17 protein-coding genes are annotated in these 21,917 nt (G+C 59.9%); 8 read left to right on the forward strand and 9 right to left on the reverse strand.

Going from position 1 to position 21,917, the window contains the following annotated elements; translation table 11 throughout:
• Window positions 1-79: 79 nt before the first annotated feature.
• The gene (locus ACPOL_RS10335) at window positions 80-1,210 is read left to right on the forward strand and encodes a lactonase family protein (RefSeq protein WP_236657376.1); all 1,131 of its coding nucleotides are present in this window, start codon (window positions 80-82) and stop codon (window positions 1,208-1,210) included.
• A gap of 19 nt (window positions 1,211-1,229) precedes the next feature.
• Here ACPOL_RS10335 and ACPOL_RS10340 read toward each other — a convergent pair whose 3' ends face one another.
• Both ACPOL_RS10340 and ACPOL_RS10345 read right to left on the reverse strand, forming a co-directional pair.
• Window positions 1,230-2,120, reverse strand: a complete 891-nt coding sequence (locus ACPOL_RS10340; RefSeq protein ID WP_236657377.1) for a septal ring lytic transglycosylase RlpA family protein — start codon at window positions 2,118-2,120, stop codon at window positions 1,230-1,232.
• Between the two features lie 12 nt (window positions 2,121-2,132).
• Window positions 2,133-2,363, reverse strand: coding sequence for a hypothetical protein (locus ACPOL_RS10345; protein ID WP_114207002.1), 231 nt, complete (start codon window positions 2,361-2,363; stop codon window positions 2,133-2,135).
• 176 nt (window positions 2,364-2,539) lie between these two features.
• Here ACPOL_RS10345 and ACPOL_RS10350 point away from each other — a divergent pair, with 176 nt between their 5' ends.
• On the forward strand, window positions 2,540-3,481 hold the full coding sequence (locus tag ACPOL_RS10350) for a hypothetical protein (protein ID WP_150132952.1): 942 nt from the start codon (window positions 2,540-2,542) through the stop codon (window positions 3,479-3,481).
• 285 nt (window positions 3,482-3,766) lie between these two features.
• Window positions 3,767-5,869 (forward strand): radical SAM protein, encoded by a 2,103-nt coding sequence (locus ACPOL_RS10355; RefSeq protein ID WP_114207004.1) that lies wholly within the window; start codon window positions 3,767-3,769, stop codon window positions 5,867-5,869.
• A 95-nt stretch (window positions 5,870-5,964) separates the two neighbouring features.
• On the opposite strand, the gene ACPOL_RS10360 is transcribed toward ACPOL_RS10355, so the two are convergent.
• From ACPOL_RS10360 to ACPOL_RS10375, 3 genes are all read right to left on the reverse strand, one after another.
• On the reverse strand, window positions 5,965-6,456 hold the full coding sequence (locus ACPOL_RS10360; RefSeq protein WP_161557286.1) for a protein-disulfide reductase DsbD domain-containing protein: 492 nt from the start codon (window positions 6,454-6,456) through the stop codon (window positions 5,965-5,967).
• A gap of 1 nt (window position 6,457) precedes the next feature.
• Window positions 6,458-8,191 (reverse strand): tetratricopeptide repeat protein, encoded by a 1,734-nt coding sequence (locus ACPOL_RS10365; protein WP_150132953.1) that lies wholly within the window; start codon window positions 8,189-8,191, stop codon window positions 6,458-6,460.
• Window positions 8,192-8,578: 387 nt separating this feature from the next.
• Window positions 8,579-9,181, reverse strand: coding sequence for a hypothetical protein (locus ACPOL_RS10375; RefSeq protein ID WP_201759155.1), 603 nt, complete (start codon window positions 9,179-9,181; stop codon window positions 8,579-8,581).
• A gap of 493 nt (window positions 9,182-9,674) precedes the next feature.
• Here ACPOL_RS10375 and murC point away from each other — a divergent pair, with 493 nt between their 5' ends.
• On the forward strand, window positions 9,675-11,054 hold the full coding sequence (gene murC, locus ACPOL_RS10380; RefSeq protein WP_114207007.1) for a UDP-N-acetylmuramate--L-alanine ligase: 1,380 nt from the start codon (window positions 9,675-9,677) through the stop codon (window positions 11,052-11,054).
• A 338-nt stretch (window positions 11,055-11,392) separates the two neighbouring features.
• Window positions 11,393-13,039 (forward strand): hypothetical protein, encoded by a 1,647-nt coding sequence (locus tag ACPOL_RS10385; protein WP_236657378.1) that lies wholly within the window; start codon window positions 11,393-11,395, stop codon window positions 13,037-13,039.
• A gap of 275 nt (window positions 13,040-13,314) precedes the next feature.
• Here the strand turns inward: ACPOL_RS10385 and ACPOL_RS10390 are convergent, their stop codons facing one another.
• The gene (locus ACPOL_RS10390) at window positions 13,315-14,310 is read right to left on the reverse strand and encodes an Ig-like domain-containing protein (RefSeq protein ID WP_236657379.1); all 996 of its coding nucleotides are present in this window, start codon (window positions 14,308-14,310) and stop codon (window positions 13,315-13,317) included.
• A gap of 484 nt (window positions 14,311-14,794) precedes the next feature.
• Between ACPOL_RS10390 and ACPOL_RS10395 the strand changes: the two genes are divergently transcribed.
• Complete coding sequence (locus tag ACPOL_RS10395; protein ID WP_114207009.1) at window positions 14,795-17,065, forward strand: multicopper oxidase domain-containing protein; 2,271 nt, start codon at window positions 14,795-14,797, stop codon at window positions 17,063-17,065.
• Window positions 17,066-17,148: 83 nt separating this feature from the next.
• Here the strand turns inward: ACPOL_RS10395 and dnaN are convergent, their stop codons facing one another.
• Complete coding sequence (gene dnaN / locus ACPOL_RS10400) at window positions 17,149-18,321, reverse strand: DNA polymerase III subunit beta (protein ID WP_236657380.1); 1,173 nt, start codon at window positions 18,319-18,321, stop codon at window positions 17,149-17,151.
• Between the two features lie 629 nt (window positions 18,322-18,950).
• Here dnaN and ACPOL_RS10410 point away from each other — a divergent pair.
• Entirely contained in the window at window positions 18,951-19,682 is a 732-nt protein-coding gene (locus ACPOL_RS10410; protein WP_114207011.1) for a DNA alkylation repair protein, read from the forward strand.
• 105 nt (window positions 19,683-19,787) lie between these two features.
• On the opposite strand, the gene ACPOL_RS35455 is transcribed toward ACPOL_RS10410, so the two are convergent.
• Window positions 19,788-19,922: a hypothetical protein gene (locus ACPOL_RS35455; RefSeq protein ID WP_275066511.1), complete on the reverse strand. Its 135-nt coding sequence runs from the start codon at window positions 19,920-19,922 to the stop codon at window positions 19,788-19,790.
• Window positions 19,923-19,972: 50 nt separating this feature from the next.
• Window positions 19,973-20,248, reverse strand: a complete 276-nt coding sequence (rpsT, locus tag ACPOL_RS10415; protein ID WP_114207012.1) for a 30S ribosomal protein S20 — start codon at window positions 20,246-20,248, stop codon at window positions 19,973-19,975.
• Window positions 20,249-20,548: 300 nt separating this feature from the next.
• On the opposite strand from rpsT, the gene ACPOL_RS10420 reads away from it, so the two are divergent.
• Window positions 20,549-21,904, forward strand: a complete 1,356-nt coding sequence (locus ACPOL_RS10420; protein ID WP_114210746.1) for an amidohydrolase — start codon at window positions 20,549-20,551, stop codon at window positions 21,902-21,904.
• Window positions 21,905-21,917: the final 13 nt, after the last annotated feature.

A 21,917-nucleotide genomic window follows, 5' to 3' on the forward strand; every position in this document is an offset into this window, starting at 1 on the left:
TATGATGATCGGGTTGTGGAGACGAATTCGCGATTGACAGGACGGACAATTGAGGACAAGGAGACATTTTCTGGCAGGGGTGGCGGTCGCGCCCTGGCTGGCACATGACCTGGCATGGGCCAAGGCTAGCGGCGACGACACGCTTTTCGTAGGCACCGGCACCAACACCGGAAGCAAGGGAATTTACGCGTACCGCTTCGATGCCGCGAAGGGCTCACTGGAATCGCTGGGTGTCGCCGCGGAGGCGCCCTCGCCATCATTTCTCGCGCTCTCGCCGGATGGTAAGGTACTGTTCGCGGTGAACGAAGTGGATTCCTACCAGGGAGCGAAGACCGGGGCGGTGAGCAGCTACGCGCTCGACCGAGGTGCGGGCAAGCTCACCCTGATCAACACCGTTGCCTCGGGAGGCTCTGGACCTTGTCATCTGACGACCGACCACACCGGCCGCGTCCTGCTGGTGGCGAATTATAGCGGGGGCAGCGCGGCATCTTTCCAGATCGGCGCGGACGGCAAGCTTAGCGAAGCCGTCTCGGAGTTCCATTACCCGTCGAATGGCCCGGGCGCGGGTCAGGACAAGGAACGCCAGAACGCTTCGCACGCGCACCGCGCAACCGTTCCTCCCGGCAATCGCTTTGTGCTGATCAATGACCTGGGACTGGACTGCATCCACATCTACCACCTGGATGCCGCTACGGCGAAGTTGACTGCGAACGATCCGGCAGAGTGGCGGGCGGCGGCAGGATCAGGTCCGCGCGCGCTGCGGTTTCATCCCAGCGGGCGCTGGGCGTACTGCGTGAACGAGCTGACCTCGACGGTCGATCAACTCAGCTGGGACGGCGCGGCCGGCAGTCTAAAGCTGATCGAAGAGACTGCTTTGCTCCCCGAAGGCTTTCATGGCATCAGCCGGGCATCAGAGATTGTCTTTGACAGGAAAGGCGCCTGGGCCTACGTCGCCAACCGGGACAACGACTTTCTGGACAGCTTCGCGGTCGATCCGGGTACGGGAAAGCTTTCTTCGCTGCAGCGCACACCATGCGGCGGGAAGATTCCGCGGCACATTGCGCTTGGTCCGAGCCAGCACTGGCTGCTGGTTGCGAACCAAGACTCCAATTTGATCGCGGTCTACCGGCGTGACGTGAAAACGGGCCGATTGGCGGCGACCGGACAGAGCTTCCCGATCCAGTCGCCGCAGTGCCTGCTGTTCGCGTAGTTAGACAGGAAGAACTACTTCAGTCCAGTCGCACCAGGTAGGCATTTCCTGCTGAAGGCCGGTCTTTGCTGGCGATCTCGAGGGCGCGCTGTTTGTCGTCGTTGGCGGGGCGAATCCGTACCCAGTGCCCGGTGGGGCCGGTGAACTCGATGACGTTGGCGGTGGTGTATTTCTTCTGCAGATGAGCTTCGATCTTCTTCGCCTCGCGCTCGCTTTGGATTGCGCCGATCTGGACACACCAGCGTCCACCCTGGGCGATCGGGGCGGGGGTTTCGAAGACTTCGATGCGTACCTGGGCGGTTCCCGGAAGATAGACGCCGACGGCCCTGGCTGAGGCCAGGGAAAGATCGAGCACCCGGTCCGGAACGAACGGACCGCGATCCGTGACGCGCATGATTGCCGATTGTCCGGTCTGGATGTTGGTCACTCGAAGCAGCGAATTCATCGGCAAGGTGCGGTGTGCGGCAGTCATCGCATCCTGGTTGTAGATCTGGCCGTTGGCGCCTTTGCGGCGGTTGTAGGGCGGTCCGTACCAGCTTGCCTTGCCGGTTTCTGAATAGATTGGCGTTCCGGCGGCGACCAATGCCGCGTCGCCCGGGCTGTCCGCCGGCGGACTCTTCTCTGGAGAGGTCGCTTTTGCCGTGGGAGGGAGTGCACCGGGTGCGGGCGCATTCGCGACGGGAGCTTCGGGGGGCGTAGGCGCGGGAAGGACTGGAGCAGCCGCGGAGGCGATGACGACGGGCGGTTGGTGACGAGCGCAGCCACTCGCGAGCAGCAGGAATATCAAAGATCCGAATACTGATCCGAACGCGGGGCCGGGCACAGAGTTGGGCACAGATCCGAGCGTTGATCCCAGCAGCGCGCCGCGCCGAGGGAGATCAGCGATCGCCGAGGGACCCAGCCTTGTCAACACGGTCTTCATTCAGGGACGGCGCTTGTCGAGGTGCTCGGCTAATCGCTGCAGGTGTTCGGCTGCGACCCGCAATGCCTGGGAGGAGTTCTGCCGTACCTGGGGCACGACTTCGTCATTCAGGTAGGCGATCACCTTCTTCACTTCTTCTTCAACGCGCGGAAGGGCGTCGCCGACGCGTTCGTCGATCTTGCGTCCGAATTCCTCGAAGCGAGTTTTGGCCGATTCCGAATCCTGTGCCATGCTAGACCTATCCTGGTGCTGCCGCGTACTCTCAGTATTCAGCCCGCGGATCGCCGGGTCAATCGCGCAACCGGAGAAATCCCAGGCAGGGTGCCTGAACGATCACTCTGCGGCTCGCCTTGGGCTTGGGGTTAATACATCCCCGATTGCGCTTTGCTTCTCCCATTGCTGTGCCTATGAAATCTTTGGTTGCCGATTCCAAGACGATGTTCCCTTCGAAGTATCGAAAGACGATTCCGCGGAAGAGCAGCCCGAAAGGGTGCTGGCTCCGTGTTCTGCCCGCCCGGACATCGCCGGCGGCGGCAGCCTTTCTTGTGACGTTGTCGATGCTTCAGCCGCCATGCCGCTCACTCGCGCAGACGGCGGCCCAAACGGAAGATGTCGCCCGCCTTCCCGAAGCGCCTACGCCCATGGCAAACCCCGGCCCTGCGCCGGCGCAGGACACGACCCAAACCGGGACGGTGAAAACAGCCTCTCCGCTGCCTATTTTTAAAATTGGCCCCTGGCGCGACCCGAAATCTCTGGACCTCTCGATGCCCGTGGCCCCGCTCTCTTCTGGTGAGAAGCTGAGGCTCTCGTTCCAGGAGCAGTTAACGCCCTTTGCTCTGGCGTCGATGCTCTTTGCTTCAGGCTGGGAGCAGTTGGTGAACAGCAATCCGAAATACGGAACCAACAGCACGGCCTACGCCGAACGCCTGGGGGCGGCTGCGGCGCGGCAGACCAGCCAGGCCGTCTTCTCCGACGGCATCTACGCCTCCGTCTTTCATCAGGACCCTCGCTATTACCGGCTCGCCAGCGGCTCGACGTTCAAACGCATCTTTTATGCGGCGGGACGGACCTTTCGGACGCGGAGTGACTCCGGGGATGCGGAGATCAACTACTCGCTGCTCTTCGGCCACGCCACTGCGCAGGGGTTGACCCTCGCCTACTATCCGGACCGCAGCCAGAACGGGCGGGTCGCGGCAACCGGCTTCGCCTGGTCGCTGTTTGGAAGCATGCTGGGCAATCAGTATCACGAGTTTTGGCCTGACGTGGTGCAGACAATTTTTCAGCGTCCGCCGAATGCCCCCAGGCGGGCAGCAGCTCCGGTCGAGCAGAAATCGATCGCGCCTCAGTGACAGACCGGCTTGCTACGGCAAACCAGCCAAGAATGCAGACTCCATTCAGAACGCCAGATAACCTCCCGGTATGCAAAATTCGCCATTCAGCAACGAGGCTTTCCGCTTTTGCGGAAGCATGATTACTCTTAGGAGTGGTAAAAGGCTGATGGGACGGCGCTTAGGAATCTTGACCGCGACCGTTTATCAAAGGAACACACAACGAATTTTGTCTGCTGGGCAATCTTACTTGCTGTCAAGATAGCCAATAACGGATAACCAGTTGGACTCAGGAGAACACGATACATGTCGAAGGCCGTCAAGTATGCGGAAAGAGCTGTAACTATAGCCGCCAAGGGCGCATGGGCGGTTTTTGAAAAGCTCAATAGCATCAACCCGAATCCTTCTTTTACCCCGAAGTGGTCCGACAAGCCCCTGCTCAAGTCTTACCAGAAGGAAAAGCCCCCACTGGGCTGGCCACGCACCACCGACTCGCTGTGTCCGAAGTGTGTGCCGGAGATTCGCCAGCAGATCATCGACGGCAAGCTGCCGCATGAAATTCTGCTTAACGAGAAGGTCGGCGAGATCAAGGCGCAGATCATCGAGCGTGACGGCCAGATCCTGATGGTCAAGGACTGCCCGAAGCACGGCCACTTTGAAGACGTAATGGCGATCGACACCGCCTTCTTCAAGCATTTGGAAGAGGTCTTCCCGGGCCGCGACATCCGCGCCCACAATGATGAAGGGCTGCACAACCACGGGACCTCGACGGTCACCCACGGCCGCGGCTCGGTGCTGACCATCGATCTGACCAACCGCTGCAACATGATGTGCGATCCCTGCTTCATGGACGCCAACCAGGTTGGCTTCGTCCACGAACTGACCTGGGACGAGATCAAGACCATGCTCGACAACGCGGTCTCGATTAAGCCGCGCCGCCAGATGTCGGTGCAGTTCTCGGGCGGCGAGCCGACGCTTTCGCCTTACTTCCTCGATGCCATCGCCTACTCCCGCAAGGTCGGTTACACCTCTGTGCAGGCGGCGACCAACGGTATTGAATTCGCCAAGAGCAAGGAACTCTGCCGGGCGGCTGCGGAAGCCGGTCTTCGCTACGCTTATCTTCAATTTGACGGAATTGGCAATGCCGCGAACTCCCACCGCAAGGTCGGCAACCTGTTCGACGTGAAGCTGCAGGCGATCCACAACCTCCATGAGGCTGGTGTCGACATCGTTCCGGTCACCACGATCATCAACGGCATCAACAACGAGCAGGTTGGCCGGATCATCGAGTTTGCGCTCGACAACCCGAAGAAGATCAACTTCCTTAGCTTCCAGCCGGTTTCGTTCACCGGCCGCGACGAAGCGGTTACGGACGAACGCCGTCAAGCGCAGCGCTACACGCTGAGCCACATGGCGCACGATGTCAAGAACCAGACCGGCCTGGGCGAACCCACCCGCGACTGGTTCCCGATCAGCTTCATGAGCACCTTCTCCGACTGGGCCGATCTGGTTCACGGACCGAATCGCGACTGGGGCCAGCTCTCCTGCGGATGCCACCCGAACTGCGGCATCGGCATGGCGCTGATGATCGATAAAGAAACTAAGGAAGCGGTTCCCGTCACTGCCTTTCTCAACGCCGATCGTCTCGCCAAGGACGTAGCCAAGATCAACGATGCTGCCCGCGGCAAGTTCCTGTCGATTGCCGGTGTGACTTTGGCGCTGCTGCGGAACTACGATCCGACCAAGTCGCCGACCCACTTCAAGATTCTCGATTTGCTGCAGAAGTTCGATAAGTGCTTCGGCGCGACCGGCCGCAACTACGGCAAGGTCACCGCCGACCGCACCATGGAAGACATCGAGAAGCGCCGTAAGGACCGCTGGAACTTCCTCTTCATCGCCGGCATGTGGTTCCAGGACCTCTTCAACTACGATTTCCGCCGCACCGAGCAGTGCATCATTCCCTATGCCACGCAAGAGGGAGAGATCAGCTTCTGCGCCTACAACACTGGCGTCGGCTGGCGGAACATCATCGAGAAGATGCACATGACCTCGACCTTGACCAAATGGTATGAGGAGCATGGCCGGCATGAGATCTTTGCCGGCGGCAAAAAGGTTGGCATGGGCGATGCGCAGAACGATTTGCTGCTGAACCAGGAGCATGTCGATTCGGCCGCCAACGACACCTTCGACAAGCTGGGCATCGCCAAGAACTCTCGCGAAGAGAAGCTCAAGGCGCGTGACGCCAAGCTCAAGCAGGATGCCGAAAATGCCCGCATGGCTAAGCTCTACCGCGAAGAGATCCTCGGCGAGAAGCCACCACAAGACGGATTCATTCCACTAGGCAACCTCATCCAGTCAGCCCCTAAGGCTGCTCAAGAAGAGTCCGCCGAACCCGTCATGGGGGACTAGGGACTCGCCCGCCAGGCAGGACTAGCCGTCCAGACGTACGCGGCTTTGCCGCACGAGCAACAGCGAAAGCCATCCGTGAGGATGGCTTTTGTTGTCTATTGCGCCAGCGTTAGCTCTACCGGAATGGTGTCAGTATGCGGAGGCAGGCAAACGCGGTCGTTGCAGGACTGATAGCGAACCAGGACACGCAATGTTCCTGGCCCCGGAGCGGTCTCTCGCGCCGCCTGCAGATATAAGGTGAAACCGGCCGAGCCTTCAAAGAATTTGGTGGGTTTTTGAAAGACCGGGTCGGGAAGCACGTGGGGCTTGGCTTCTTCCACGCGCAAGAGGTCCGCCGGGTCGCCATCGGTGAGAGCGACCTCCGTGGCCACTGGTCCACCCGGCGGCTCTTCGAGCGCATAGAGATGCCAGCCGGGGTCGATGTGGCCCGTGATCGAAACGGTGAACTTCGCGCCTGCCTTGACCGGCTTTGCAGGCGCTGCCTTGATCTGCCATTGCACCACCGGTTTGGGTGCGCCGTCAGCAGTAGAGACTCCGAGAGCGAGCAATGCCAGCAGGAGTAGGCCTCCTTCAGTCAGCGACCTCATGCTATTCGGCCTCTTTCTGCGGCTCGCCGACCGGAACATAGGCGCTTTGCAGGACGCGGTGAGTCACGGAATCCTGCACCCATGCGGCAATGGCGAGATGCTGCGGTTCCATCGTCATGTCTTTGGTCAGGAAGGTGATCTTCCCGAACCGATCGTTCTTCTGCTCGAAGCCGTCGAGATAGGAGGTGAGGGATTGACTGATTGCCGCCGGATCGAAAGAGGCGTCGAGCGAGGAGCTCTCGTTCAGGGCGACGGAGAAGCCTGAGTCCGCAGGCTTTGCCAGCGCGCGCATGACCATGCGGTGAAAGCGAATGCCGTTCTCCCCGCTATAGCGAATATTGTCTTCCACCAGGGCGAAGTTGATGAGCAGGCGTGGCTCAGGCTCTGAGCCTGCAGGCGCGGCTGCTTCTCCTGGGGCCGAAGCAACCGGAGTTTTCTTCCCTGCCTCAGAGGCGCCTGCGCCCGAATCCGTCTTGCGGACGAGTTCCTTTTGGATCTCACTTAGCGACGGGAGCTCCACGTCCGCATGAGCCTTCACCACACCACCGGCGTCGGTGGCGGAAAGCTTGAGCTTGATTTGGCTGGGAGCAGTCGTTCTGGCGTTCACTGCGGTGGACAGCTTGTCGTAGATCTTGCGGCTGCCGACGCGTGAGGACCCATTGAAATCCTGCGCCTCGCCGTCGACCACAAAGGTCGGTGTCCCGCCGACCTGGTATAGCTCCGCGCGCGCCACAGAGTTTGGATTCGCGAGCGGGTCTGGACCCGGAATATGCTGGTCGAGCGCCAAAACCACGACCGCGCTCCGAGGATAAGCGCCGAGCACCGCGTCGACGGCCAGATCTCCGCCCACGCATGGTACGCATGCCGAGCCGGTGAAAAGCTCCAGCAGCACGGCATGACCAGACGCCGTCGGCGCCTTCTCGGCTGTGAAAGGCGGCGGAAAGAGCTGCGCATAACGAGCATCCATCTCCGCGGCGAAACCGGCGTCGCTGCCCGCGTGTGCAGCGCGGTAAAGCTCCATCATCTTCTTGCGGTCGGCGTCGCTGAGAGCTCCCACCAGCTGGGCGCGCTCAAAGGAGTCAAGCGCCAGGGCATTGTCCTGGTCGAGAAGCGCCAGCCGGCCTCGCTGTGAGTTGACGTCGTCGACCAGCGGATCAAGTTGAAACGCCTCGGCAATCAGAGTTGCCGCCCGAGCCTGCTTTCCTTGCCGTAGATAAACATCAGCCAGAATCGCCAGGGCATCCGCGCGGGTGTTGGCGAACTCGCGGTGAAGAGCTTCAGGTTTAGGGAGCGGCATCTTGTTTTTGACGTCGTCCAACGTCATCTCGTGATCGTAGGCGCTCTCGGTGAGATGCTTAGCGGCATCGGCGGCGAGCTTTTCGGCCAGCGGAAGGTCAACCCCGGATGAGCCGGCTTCCGCCAAGAGAAGGGCTGCATAGGTCTCCCGGTCCCAGCGAGAAGTCCCCTTGCCGGAGCGTTTCACCCAAAGCTTCGCCTGGGCATCGATCTCGGCAGCGCGCTGCGGGAAGCTGTCGAGCAACGTCTTGAGGATCGACTCCTGGGCGCTGTGCACGCGTTTGCTCTTGGGATAGTCGCGGATGAAGGCGCGCATGGCCGCCAGCCGCGCTTCGGGTTCCACCATCGCTCGGGCCGCTTTGTAGGCGCGCTCATCGGCCGGAAGCTGCTTTTTTACGGCGGGGGCGACGCTTTGTGCGTGGAGAGAACTTATAGACAAGAAGAACAGACAGCTAAATACGAGCGCGAAGTATGACTTGGGTTGAAGATCTCGACGAAACATATTGGCAGTATAAGAGCGCGAGATTGCGATCTGATATGGAGTCTCCGCACTCAAGTGCAGAGGCCCTGGAGCGAGCTATTGATCCGGAACATAGCGACTGTGCGAGACACTCTCGATCTCGCAACACGGCGATGAATGCCGGAAAGAGCAGTGAGGTGTTACGCATGACACTCCCAAAGTAAAATCTCTGGCCGCTTAATCTGATCTTCACACAAAGGAAAACCCCACCGAAATGATGGGATTTTGTCGACCAAACGAAAGCCCGCTTGAGAGCGGGCTTTCGTAGGACGAGATGATCCAAGGAGAGAGTCCAGGGAGAGACTCTTACCGGTGACCGCCACCGCCGCCACCGTGGAATCCACCACCGCCGCCACCGTGGAAACCGCCACCTCCACCGCCGTGGAAGCCGCCGCCACCACCGCCATGGAATCCGCCGCCACCGGCGAAGCCACCGCCCGGCGAACCGTGGAAACCTCCGCCTGGGGAACCATGGAAACCTCCGCCACCGCCATAGGTAGGCCGTGCACCTCCCGGATAGCCGCCATGGAAGCCGTTCCCGTAGCCGGTGCGTCCGTAGAAGCCGCCGCCACGATAGCCACCATAGCCGTAGCCAGCGCGTCCATAGAAGCCGTGGCCGTAGCCGCCCCAGGGTCCGCGTCCCCAATAACCCCTGTACCAGGGACCGGCTCCGATGAAGATGCCGCCGGCAAACCAGGTCGGGCCATAATAGCCATAAGGAGCACAGGAGTAAGGATAATAAGGATAGTAGCCATAGCTGCAGACCGGCGGTCCGTAGCCGTAGTCGCCGTAGTAGCCGATCGGGGCAACTGCCGGCCCTATCCCAATGCCGACAGCGACTTGCGAGTGCGCAAACGCAGCCGGAATGGCGAGAAGACTGAGCAGTAAAAGTGAACGAAGAACGCGCATTTGAGTAGACCTCCCTCGCCAGGAATCTGGTTGCCCATGTAGGCCATCCTTCAGAACCTGACGCGACTCCGGAGTGGCTGAACGCTCGCACGAAGTCTAACTGTATAAACAAGAGATGCGTGGAAAAGTTGTGGGCTTCATTGTTCCCCCGACGGTGAGAACCGCCGGCATTGGAGTTCCGAGTCTGGATCCCCTCAAAATGGGCGCGGTGGCTTTAAGCGAATAGCGCCGGAGACACAAACCCTTCACTTTGTTCAAGGTGAGGAGGGTTGTTTCCGAATGCTCAGGCTCGATTGGCCTTGATTCAGAAGTGCTGTTGGTCGGCGTGAGTACAACGGGCGGTCTGTGCCGGACGTTGGTTTGTCGGCCCTCCTTAGCGGGAAACCCTTACGCCGTGAGTTCGGATTCGAGTGGCCGGACTCCTGCTCTCAACCTGCGTGCTGGCGGCTGATAGAGTATCCGAAGCGCTTCGCAGCGGGAAGATACAGTAGCTATGTTCGTTAAGTCACAACGGGTCCATTTCATAGGCATCGGCGGAATTGGGATGAGCGGGATCGCCGAGATCCTGCTGAATCTCGGGTATGCGGTATCGGGTTCCGATCTGCGGCGGACAGCCACCACCGAACGTCTTGCCGGGTTGGGCGCCACGATCTTTGAGGGGCATGCGGCCGCCAACGTCGTCGGCTCCGGGGTGGTGGTTGCGAGCTCCGCCGTCAACGAGCGCAATCCAGAGATCATGGAAGCCCGGGTGGCAAGGATACCGGTGATTCAGCGGGCTGAAATGCTGGCCGAGTTGATGCGCCTGAAATACGGCATCGCGGTCGCGGGAATGCATGGCAAGACAACCACAACTTCGATGATCGCAACGGTGCTCGCGGCGGGCGGGCTCGATCCCACGGTGGTGGTTGGCGGACGGGTCGACGCCCTGGGATCGAATGCGAGACTCGGCAGATCGCAGTATCTGGTCGCCGAGGCCGATGAAAGCGACAGGTCGTTCTTGAAACTGTCACCGATTCTTGCGGTGGTCACCAACCTCGATCGCGAACACATGGATTGTTATCGCGACCTGGCGGATATTGAACGCGCGTTCCTTGAATTCATGGACAAGGTCCCGTTCTATGGGGCGACGATCGCTTGCCTCGACGACGAGATGCTTGCCGCGGTTTTGCCCAAGGTACGGCGTCGTGTCTTTACCTATGGCGCCAGCGCCAAAGCGGATTTTGTCGTTCGGGCGCTCCCGGCTATGGTCTCGGACGGAGATGCGCAGATTCGCTCCCGCTTTGAAGTAGCGTTTGGCGCGCAGTCGCTCGGACCTTTTGAGCTTCACGTGCCGGGTCGCCACAATGTTTTGAACGCCACGGCGGCGGTGGCGATCGCGAGCCAGTTAGAGATAGCTCCAGAGGCGATCGCGCAAGGGCTGCGGGACTTCCGTGGGGTCGACCGGCGCTTCCAGCTGAAAGGATGCGTCAATGGCGTTGCGGTCATCGATGATTATGGGCATCATCCGACGGAGATCCGCGCGACCCTGAAAGCGGCCCGGGAGTGTGCCTATAGGAAACTGCATGTCATCTTTCAGCCTCACCGTTATTCGCGGACGCGAGACCTGCTGAAGGAGTTTGCCGCTGCGTTCCATGAAGCCGACTCAGTGCAGATCCTCGATATCTATGCGGCCAGCGAAGATCCCATCGAAGGGGTGAGTGCCGAGACGCTGGTAGCTGCAGTCGGCCGCCCAGAGGTCGAATATGCGGCTTCCTTTGAAGAAGCCGCGGACCGGGCAGCCGCAGCCGCGCGGGAGGGGGACGCCGTTCTCACCCTGGGAGCAGGCAGCGTCTCGCAGATTGCGGGAATGGTGATAAGCCGTCTGCAAAAGTAGGAGACAGGCGGCAACTTGCGATTTCGAGTGGGGTTTCCACACAAGTCCGAGAATAGTAGGTTCGCGTTGGCTCCCGGACCCGTTATCCCAGCCGGTGCGTCGTATCCGGCTCCGAATGATGTAGAAGCACACCGGAAGGGTGACGGATGCACGTTGTGTGGATGGCAGGAGACATCCGAGAGCTAGGGATAAGCATCCATCTCTGGGCACCTTCCGACATCCAATGTAAGGCACAATCTCGAGCAATTAGACGAAACATCATCCGGCGCCTTCGCGGATTGAAGCGGAATTTTTTGTTATCCGCAGTGAAATATACCCGGAACGTGGAGAAGGAATCTATGAAATGGACTGAACGATATACGGCGTTGCCGGCTTACGGGGCATTGCCGGTTTTCGCGCTCGCGTTGACTCTCGGAGTAGCGGGCTGCAACAAAACTCCTGATCAAAGTGCGCAAGATCAAAGCGCGCAGAACTCGAATCCGCAAGACCAAAGCGCACAGGATCAGGGTGATCCGGCGGCCGCAAACATGGCGCCGGTCGACAATTCGGCGGCCAGCAGTTCGGCGCCCGCAGCCCCGAGTAGCTCGAGCAGTGCCGCTCCGCAGCAGGAGGCGCCTGCCCAGCAATCCGCACCTGCCCAACAATCTGCGCCGCAGGATCAATCCTCGGCGCCGGCGCCGCAAGATCAGTCTTCCGCACCCGCTCCGCAATCGGACAATCAAGGCTCGACCGATTACAGCGAGGCTTCGTACAACCCGGCCCCGGCGCAGTACGCTCCGCAGCCTCCGCCTCCGCTGCCTGATTACCAGCAGCCACCGATCCCCGCACCAGGATATCTATGGACCCCGGGCTACTGGGCCTATGCGCCAACCGGCTACTATTGGGTTCCGGGAGCCTGGACTGAGCCTCCTTACCAGGGCGCCTTATGGACACCACCTTACTGGGGATTCTCGGGCGGTAGATACGGGTTTTTCCACGGATATTGGGGCCGCTACATCGGCTTCTATGGCGGCGTCGATTATGGCCACGGCTACACTGGCCGGGGCTATCAGGGTGGCTACTGGCACGGGAACGACTTTAATTACAACCGCTCGGTGAACAACATCAGCAACGTTCATATCACCAACGTCTATAACCGCACGATCATCAACAACACGACCATCAACAACAACCGAGTCAGCTACAACGGTGGCCCGCAGGGCGTTCAAGCGCGGCCGCTACCCGCCGAGGTAGCAGCTTACCGCGCGCCTCACGCCCCGGCGATGACTTCTCAGGTGCAGTTGGAGAGACAAGCCGCCGCCAATCGCCAACAGTTCGCCAAGGTGAACAACGGACGGCCGGCGGTCTTCGCCGCTCCCAAACCGCTCCCAGCCCAGAAAGGTATCCCTCCGGCCCCAGTGATGCGTCCGGTCAACCGTGCGGAGGCGCGCCCGGGCAATACCATGGAAGCTCGCCCGAACAATACGATGGAAGCGCATCCGAACAACACCATGCAAGCGCGCCCGGGAGCTACCCCGGCTCGTCCTGAGGCGAACAGCCCGCGTCCGGGAGCTACCCCGGCTCGTCCTGAGGCGAACAGCCCGCGTCCGGGAGCTACCCCGGCTCGTCCCGAGGCGAACAACCCGCGTCCCGGCACGCCTCAGAAACCTGAGACTGCGAATCGGCCGGAGAACAATCGGCCGGACAACAACCGACCGGCGCCAAATCGGCCGACACCTGAGAATCGGCCCGAGGCCAAGCCCGCTCCGCAAACCAGGCCAGCTCCGCAGACCAGGCCGGAGCCGCAAACCAGGCCGGAGTCGACGAACACTCCACAGTCCCGTCCCGAGAACCGCCCGGCTCCGAGCCGTCCGGCTCCCGAGGCGCACCCGAACCCCCAACCTCATCCCGAGCAGCAGGCGCGGCCCGCCCAGCAACCGCGGCCTGCTCCTCAACATGACCAGAGCAAGCCAGAGTCCCACCCGGAAGAGGAACATCCTAGATAGGCTTATGTAGCCCTGATTGTTCGGGCGCACGGGCTGATAAATAAAGAAACCCCATCGAAGCTGATGGGGTTTCTTTATGGACGAAGGTCTTCTCTTTGGAGACAACTCGGGGCGGCGGAGAGAACTCAGGCGGCGGAGATTTCTGCAATGCCGCCACTACCGGGCCACAAATGCACCCCGGAATCTCACTCCAGAGTCGCACTCCAGCAGGCGCGACCCCAGAATACGCCCATGACCGGCGGCGCGGGTCATGGGTTGAGACCGTCCCTACACTTCTAGTTTGCCGTAATGTCCAACGTGAGCTTCACTGAGCCCGTCGACAGGGTGCTTCCTGTTCCTGTGATGCCAGAGACGGTCACGGTATAAACACCTACTGGAGTGCCTGGATTCGCGGAGGGCGGCCGATGGAAGTAAGAATAGCGCTGAGAGCATGCGCCCAGGCCCAGGCCGCCTGACAGCAGCAAGGCCAGCAACCCCAGCATTTTCAGCGAAGAGTTGATTCTGCCGGGAAGTCCGCGCTTGCGGGCGAGGCCCAGTCCAACCAGCGCCAGGATGCCTGGAACTACCACCGCGTAGGTTGTGCGATCGTTGCGCCAAGAGGCGGGATCCTTCAGCAATGCGCCAGAGGGAGCGATCGACTGGAGGCTCAGCGTACTGAGCGCCGGCACTCCGTTGGGGGCGGCGGCTGAGGGAATTCCCGGGGTAACTTGCGCCGGAGTAAAGACACAGGTCACCGAGGCATAAGGAACTCCAGAACAGGATAGGGAAACCGCCTGGGCGAAGCCGTTCTCTGGCGTTGCCGTGATGACTGTACTTACCGGAACTCCGGCTGGCGTTTTTAAAGAAGACGCGCTCGCGCTGAGGGTAAATCCCGGAACTCCGGAAGCCAGGGAATTGACTGTTGAAGGCGCGGAGCTTGACGCCGAATGACTGTCATCGCCTTCATACACGGCGGTGATCTTCTGTTCGCCCAAGGGCAGAGCGTCGACTGAATAAGTAGCTTTGCCCTCGCTGTCGAGAACCGCCGAGCCGAGTGACCGGTCGCCATCCATGAAACTGACGCTTCCGCTCGGTAGCGGGGCGCCGTCGGCGCCGGCCGCGGCTTGCACGCTAAAGGTCGCCTGGGTGCGGCTTGCTCCCTCGAGAGTCGAGACACTCAACTCGATACGGGATGGTGTTTTCTCCGTCTTCGCTGTCTGGCCCACGGCGACCAGTGGCAGGATGACAGATAACCAACAGAATCCGGTCATCAACTTGATAACGGCGGACATCCGGGGAAATGCCCGGCCTGATGGAAGTCCAACTTCCGATTGCAAACGACTGACGATTCCTGCCTGGTACTTGCAAAGTTCTAAGCTGCTCGACTTCAAATCCATCCCTCAACCTGGAGCACACGCCACTCTCGTCCAAGGACCTTTCGATCCTCAAAGCTGGTGACTCAAACTGTATTGTATCTGCGTCAGGCGCAAACGCACCGCACCTCTGACCGGGAAAGCTGTTGGGGCAGACGATCGGAGCAGTGGTCAGCCGCCTATCGAGCGGTTACCGCAGTAACTCTGTCGCTAATGCCCTCGACATATACACTTCTTGTAGCCGCTCGGTTCACATCCCTTAGAGAGAATCCAGAGTGACGGCGGTGCTCCGCAAGCAGCCTTGACTTCAACCGCTTTCCAACCAACCGCTTTCCAATGGAGAGCGTGTCCCGGGATTTTGATCCTGGTGTTTCCGACAACACAGCAGTTTTGAGGAGATCCTTTGCGCTTTCTATCCGCGTCCGCACAAAGAAGTGTCTTTTGCCAGCTAGCTTTGCCGTTGCTTGTCTTAACGCCGGCCTCGATCGCTCTTGCCCAGCTGCCTGGCGGGATGCATGCCATGGCCGCTCCCGCTCTCGCTCAGGAATCTTACTCCAGCTTCGCTTCCGCGACACCGGCGGCGGACCCGGCCGACTCGGTCTGCGCGCGCCAGCCGGTTGGATCTGTCATTTCGTCGCCGAGCCAGTTGACCAGCACCAATGGTGTTCTGGAGACGACCTTCTCCTTTAAAAGGGTGGTCGATCAGGCTGGACTGACGCGCTATTGCTACATCTCGAACACCGGCGTCCAGGCCCCTACGTTGCGAGTGAACCCGGGCGATCAGCTCATCATTCACTTCGTGAATGACATCCCCGCCAGCGCAGCGGTCAAGGCCCAGGCCATGCCCGGCATGGTGATGAAGGGTGATGCGGCAGCCGCGGCCAGTAGTGATTGCAGCGCCACGTCGGTCGGCGCCACCTCGACCAACATGCATTTTCACGGCTTGAACGTATCACCGGCATGTCACCAGGATGAGGTCATCCACACCATCATTCAGCCAGGAGCCAGCTTCGACTACACCGTCCAGATTCCCGCGAATGAGCCTTCCGGGATGTACTGGTACCACCCTCATCCGCACGGATTCAGCCAGAGCCAGGTGCTGGGGGGCGCGACCGGGATAATCATCGTTGAGGGAATCCAGAACTTCAATTCCGCGGTGGCCGGCCTGCCGGAACGCATCCTGGTGATTCGCGATCAGGCGCTTACCTCCGCCGAACAGAAGATCTCCGGCGCCCAGCCGGGTGATGACCTCTCGCTCAACTACGTGCCCGTCAACTATCCCAAGTACACGCCCGGTGTCATTCAGACTCCGCCAGCTACCAAGGAATTCTGGAGAGTTGCGAATACTTCGGCTAATTCGCTCATTAATCTTGAAGTCAACATCGGCGCCACGCATCCCACCCTGCAGATTGTCGCCACCGACGGCGTGCCGGTGACTGACGGCAGCGGGAACCCAACCACTCTTTCGGCCCAGAATGTCGTGCTGCCGCCCGGCGCCCGGGTCGAGTTCATCTTAGTCACTCCCAACGCCGGACAGGGCGCCCAGTTGATTGCGCAAACGTGGAACAACGGTCCTCAAGGCGATGCCGACCCGGGCCGGCCGCTGGCCAATATCGTGGCCAGCGCTTCGACCAGCGATGGCGGCCTTCCTCGAACCTCCGGCACACCGGTCACCATCCCGGCCGTTAACCATTCGCTGCCGCCTTTGCGCTTCAAGGCGTTAGATTCGGCCGCGGCGACAGTGCAGCGCAACCTCTACTTCTCGATCAAATCCGATTTCAGCCAGTTCTATATCACCGTCGCCGGTCAGACACCTGCGCCCTTCAGCATGGATGGACCGCCCAACATCACCGTCCACGCGGGCACCGTCGAGCAGTGGACGATCAGCAATCATTCACTGATGGATCACGCCTTCCACATCCATCAGATCCACTTCCGCACCCTCGCCATCAATGGGAGCCCGGTCACCGACTATACCGAGCGCGACACCATCAACGTGCCCCACTGGAGCGGTTCGGGCGCCTACCCAAGCGTGACCCTGCTGATGGACTTTTCTGATCCTGATATCGTCGGCACCTTCGTCTATCACTGCCACATCCTCTCGCACGAAGATCTCGGCATGATGGGCTCGATTCAGGTGCTGCCCTCCACCTCGCCTGCGCCGACGCTTACCAGCATCAGCCGTAAATACGGGGCCTACGGCGCAGTCGTCACCGTCAACGGGACGAATCTCGGCGCCACTCAGGGCAACAGCACGCTCACCTTCAACGGCGTTCCGGCTTCGTCAACGTCCTTCTACACCATGACCTGGTCGAACACCAGCATCACCACCACGGTCCCCGCGCGGGCCACCACCGGCGATGTCGTCGTGACCGTCGCCGGCAATACCAGCAACGGCTTCGGCTTCGTCGTCTACCCCGACCCGGTGATCACCAGGATCTCGCCCACCAGCGGCCCCGCGGGAACTGTCGTCACCGTAACCGGCACCGCCCTCATGGATCCTCAGGGACAAGGTTTGGTGACCCTCAACAACGTCACCGTGCCGTTTACGGGGACGCAGTCGAACACCGCGCTGAGGGTCATCATTCCCAAGGGGGCGACCAGTGGGGAACTGCGCGTTCACGCCTCGGGAGCGGGCGACAGCAACGCCGCTTCTACCTTTACGGTGAACTAAACTACCTATCAACTAAACCGCTAGACAACAGAAATGCCGCGGAGAATCTCCGCGGCATTTGTTGTCTAGCTTCCAAAACTCTCTCAGATCCGCATCGGCATGATGATGTAACGGTAGCGGTATTCATCATCGGCATCCTCGGGACGAACCTGCCCCGCAGACTGCGCGTCTTTGAATTCGAGCCGCACTTCGCCGGCATTCCCGACCGCTCTCAAGAAGTCGATCAGGTAGGAAGAATTGAAGCCGACTACAATCGCATCGAAGTTGTAGGGCGTCTCGATGGTGTCTTCAGATTCGCCCGAGTCGGTCGAGGAGGAGGATATTTTTAGCTCATTCTGCTCCAACCGCATCTTCACCGCGCCCGAACGTTCGTCCGCAAACTGCGCAACCCGCTGGATCGAAGCCATTAAATCTTCGCTGCGCACCACCACGAATTTGTTATTGTCCCGTGGCAACACCGCTTCGTAGTTAGGGAACTGGCCAGTCAGCTTGCGCGAAGTCAGTGTCCGATGCCCAACTTTGAAGAACAAGGTATGGTCGTCATCCGAGAAATCGACGAACTCGGCATCGCTGTTCGAGAGCAGCGATTGCAGCTCCGATAAAGCTTTGCGCGGAATCAGCGTCCGCTTCTCGCCGCTGATATTCGCCAGCGACTCGCCCGTCTTCTCCACATGCGCCAGCCGGTGGCCATCCGTCGCCACCATCGCCAGGCTCTCCGCCTTCAGGATCAGCAGCGCTCCGTTGAGCGTGTAGCGCGACTCTTCGTTCGAAATCGCAAAGATCGTCTTGCCGATCATGTTCTTAAGCGATGCCGAGGGAATCTTGGTGACGCCTGCCTCAGGAAAGGCTGGAACCTGGGGAAAATTCGCGCGCGCCATACCGACCATCTTGGTGTTCGATCGTCCCGAGCGGATCTGTACCCAGTGGTTGTCCATCAGCTTGATCGAGATGTCGCCATCGCCGAGCAGCTTGATGTAGTCGTAGAGTTTGCGCGCAGGAATCGTGCACGCGCCTGGCTTCTTGACCTTTGCCGCACAGGAAGTCTTGATGCTCTGGTCGAGGTCGGTGGCGGTAATCGTCAGCCGGTCGTCAGCGGCTTCGATAAGGAAATTCGACAGGATGGGTATGGTCGTTTTCCGCTCCACCACACTTTGGGTCGCGGTCAGTTCGCGCAGCAACTCAGCGCGACTGACGCTGATCTCCATGGCTCCGCTAGCCACCAGCGGCTTCTCCTGCTCCAACTCTAAGCCCGGCATAGTGCATCGCCCCCTCTTGTCGGTTTGCCACACTCTACACCACTACAGCCGAAAAGGCACACTGGTGTTTATGGCAGACTGCTACTGCCCTCATTCTAGTGAGAATTTTGATGGCCGGCCCTGCGGAAAACTGGTCATTCCGGTGGAAGTCAAGGTCAGAACAGGAAATGAGTTTTCCTGGATCGGGATGGATGGAAGCGCCGTTCTCTATGCCGGCGGCAGTCACCGTCTCCGTCCCAAGAACGACTGCTTTTAAGACTGTTCTTAAAGTCTTATTGAAACCAGTAGCAGTAATAGTTAGCCGTGGATAAGTGGAAACCGAGCCCAAAACCCATGCCACGGCGCTGCTAGTCTATGGCCCGGATTTAGAAATCCTGTCCTCTCAAAAAGCACAATCAGGAAAGTCGGGGCCGGTCTCTCACGGAACCGCCGAGTTTCCCAAGTTCTGCACAGTCTCTCCAAAGAGCCTGGTGTGGAAACCATGCGGTGGAAGTGGAAAGCATGGTCCCGCACACTGGGGATGCGCCAGTGCGCGCGCCCCGCCTTGCACAGAAGACGCATTTTCCTAAGTTTCCTCAACGCTCGGGATGACTCGTGAGACAACAGTTAGGAGAGAGGTTTGAGTCGAGATGCCGGCCACCGCCAAAAGTGAAGCGAAGCCGCAAACTCGGCTGGCCCTGCTGCGGGAGCTTGAAGCGGTCGCCGATGAGCGCAAAGCACAGAGTCATGCCTGGTTTTTCAAAACCGGCAAGGGGGAGTACGGGGAAGGCGACATCTTTCTCGGTATCACCGTTCCCATCGCGCGAAAAATAGCCCTCCGCTATACTCACCTGCCGCTCGCGGAGATAGAGAAGCTGCTCGCCTCGCCTATTCACGAACATCGCTTCGCCGCGCTCGAGATCCTGGTTGTGCAATACGAACGAGGCGACGAGATGCTACGCCAGCAGATTTATGATTTTTACCTGCAGAATACGCGCCGGGCGAACAACTGGGACCTGGTCGACACCTCCGCCCCATACATCGTCGGCGAGCACCTCAGGACGCGGCCGCGGGCCGTTCTCGATCGGCTGGCAGCCTCGTCCATGCTGTGGGAGAGGCGGATCGCCATGGTCGCGACCCTTGGTCTGGTGCGCCACGGAGAAATCAAAGACAGCTTCCGCATCGCCAAGCGGCTCTTCAACGACAAAGAGCCGCTCATTCACAAGGCTACGGGATGGATCCTTCGCGAAGCCGGAAAGGTCTCGCGAGAAGAGCTGATCCAATTTCTCGAAAAGTATGCGGCGAAGATGCCGCGGACGACCTTGCGGTATGCGATTGAGCGGTTTTCGCCGGAGGAGCGGAAGCAGTGGCTGAAGCGCTAGCGTCCCCAGCTCGCACTGCGAAGCAACACTTGCAGGCAGCGCCGTTGTTGACCGGGCCGCGCGTTTGCTTGTTGAGATCTTTGGCTCGAGGGACGCCATCTGCTTTCAAAGACGACGACGGGCCCCGTCCCAGGCGGCCAGCTGCCACTGCACCGAATCCAGTGCGGACGCAATGGCCGTCAGATCGGGAGCGATGAATTCCGGAATCAGTTGTCGAACGCCGGTGACGCTGCCGGACATGAGCCCTTTACCAAGCTCACAGCTGACACGGTGGTTCGCAGGCAGCCTTATTAAGCAGCTTTGACGAGCAACGCCTTGACCCGCGCATTCAGCCGGCTCTTGTACCGCGACGCGGTGTTGTCATGCAGAATGCCCTTCTGCACGCTCTTGTCGAGCGCCGAGGTGGTCAGCCGCAGCTGCTCCTGCGCGGCGGTGTGGTCGCCCTTCGCGATCGCCTCGCGCAAGCTGCGCAGGCTGCCACGGACGCGGCTCCGGTTGGCACGGTTCACGGCTGTTTTCTTTTCGGTCTGACGGGCGCGCTTGAGCGAAGATACATGGTTCGCCATCTTGATAAATCCTTATCTAACCCGGTAAAGGGTGCTGGAAATGGAATGCGCGCAGATAGACATCTTCTTTCATGCCGCGCAAACCTTAAGTTTATTGGAATTTGGGGTCGTGGTCAATCCAGGATGGCGCTCTCTCAAGGTGCTAGTTCATAAGAGTAGGCGAACTCGCTGTTCTCCCTTAGGTGTGCAGAAGGAACTAACTTCATGCGGCGGGTTGATGAAGCCTGAAATCTATCTTTCCGATACACTTGACTTTCCGCTTCCTATTCACACACTGATATCGGATCGAGGCCAATGTTCATGCTGTTGACGAGGCGCGTTGTATCTGCTGTAACTGTGTCGTTTCTTGCGGCGGCTGCTTTTGCCCAGACTGCCTCGCCTTCGTCGCCTAAAGATATGGTGATTTCGAACGCGACAGTGATGACTGTGACCCACGGTACCCTCGAACATGCCAGCGTGTGGATCCATGACGGCAAGATCGCCGGAGTCGGCGCCAGCGTTGCCGCTCCAGCCGACGCCGTCAAAGTCGATGCGAGCGGCAAATTTCTGACCCCGGGAATTATCGATCCGCACTCCCACTCCGCGCTCGATAGCGATGTCAACGAGGCCACCAGCCCGGTCACGCCCAGCATGATGATGATCGATGCATTCGATAACCGGGACAAGGCCCTCTACCAGGCCCTGGCTGGCGGCGTCACTACAGAGCTGCTCCTGCATGGATCGGCAAACATGATCGGCGGGCAGGCGGTGGTTATCAAGAACAAGTTTGGGCTCTCCCGCGATGCCATGATTTTTCCCAACGCACCGCGCTCTATCAAATTTGCCAGCGGCGAAAATCCCAAGCGGGTTTACGGCAGCCGTAACCAGCTACCATCGACGCGCATGGGGAACTTTGAGGTGATGCGCCAGTCCTTTGAAGACGCCAAGGCCTACATGGCCAAATGGGACGCTTACAACGCGAAGGTTGCCAAGGGGGACAAGGAAGCCGAGAAGCCTGGTGTTGATCTCAAGCTCGAGGCCCTGGCCGATGTCTTGCGCGGTAAGCTCTATGTCCAGATTCATTGCTACCGCGCCGACGAATTCCTCACTGAAGAGGCGATCGCCAAGCAGTATGGTTACAAGATTCGCGCCTTTCACCATGCTTTAGAAATGTACAAGGTCGCCCCGACGATCGCGGCGGACGGCACCGCTATCGCCACCTTCGCGGATTGGTGGGGATACAAGGACGAAGCCTGGGACGCGATTCCGTGGAATGCCGTGATGTCGATGCGGCAAGGTGTGCGGGTGGCTCTGAAGAGCGACTCGAACGACTACATTCGCCGGCTCAACCAGGAGGCCGGCAAGATGGTCCGGTACGGCGGGGCGACGGAGGAAGAAGCGCTCAAGATGGTCACACTCAATGCGGCGTGGATCATCGGTGTCGACGACCGCGTGGGCTCGATTGATGTCGGAAAAGACGCCGACCTTGTGGTCTGGAACATGGATCCGCTCTCCATTTATGCACGCACCGAGAAGGTCTACATCGATGGCGATCTGTTTTTCGACAGCAGCCTGCCCGGCTTCGGCACCACTCATTTCAATGGGGTGATGCACGACTCCGGCGGCTTCGGCGGCGACGATGAGGATGAGGTCTCGAGCAGCAAACAAGGCAATTGATGCAGTTGATGGA

It is taken from the genome of Acidisarcina polymorpha (assembly GCF_003330725.1).
Classification (GTDB): Bacteria; Acidobacteriota; Terriglobia; order Terriglobales; family Acidobacteriaceae; genus Acidisarcina; species Acidisarcina polymorpha.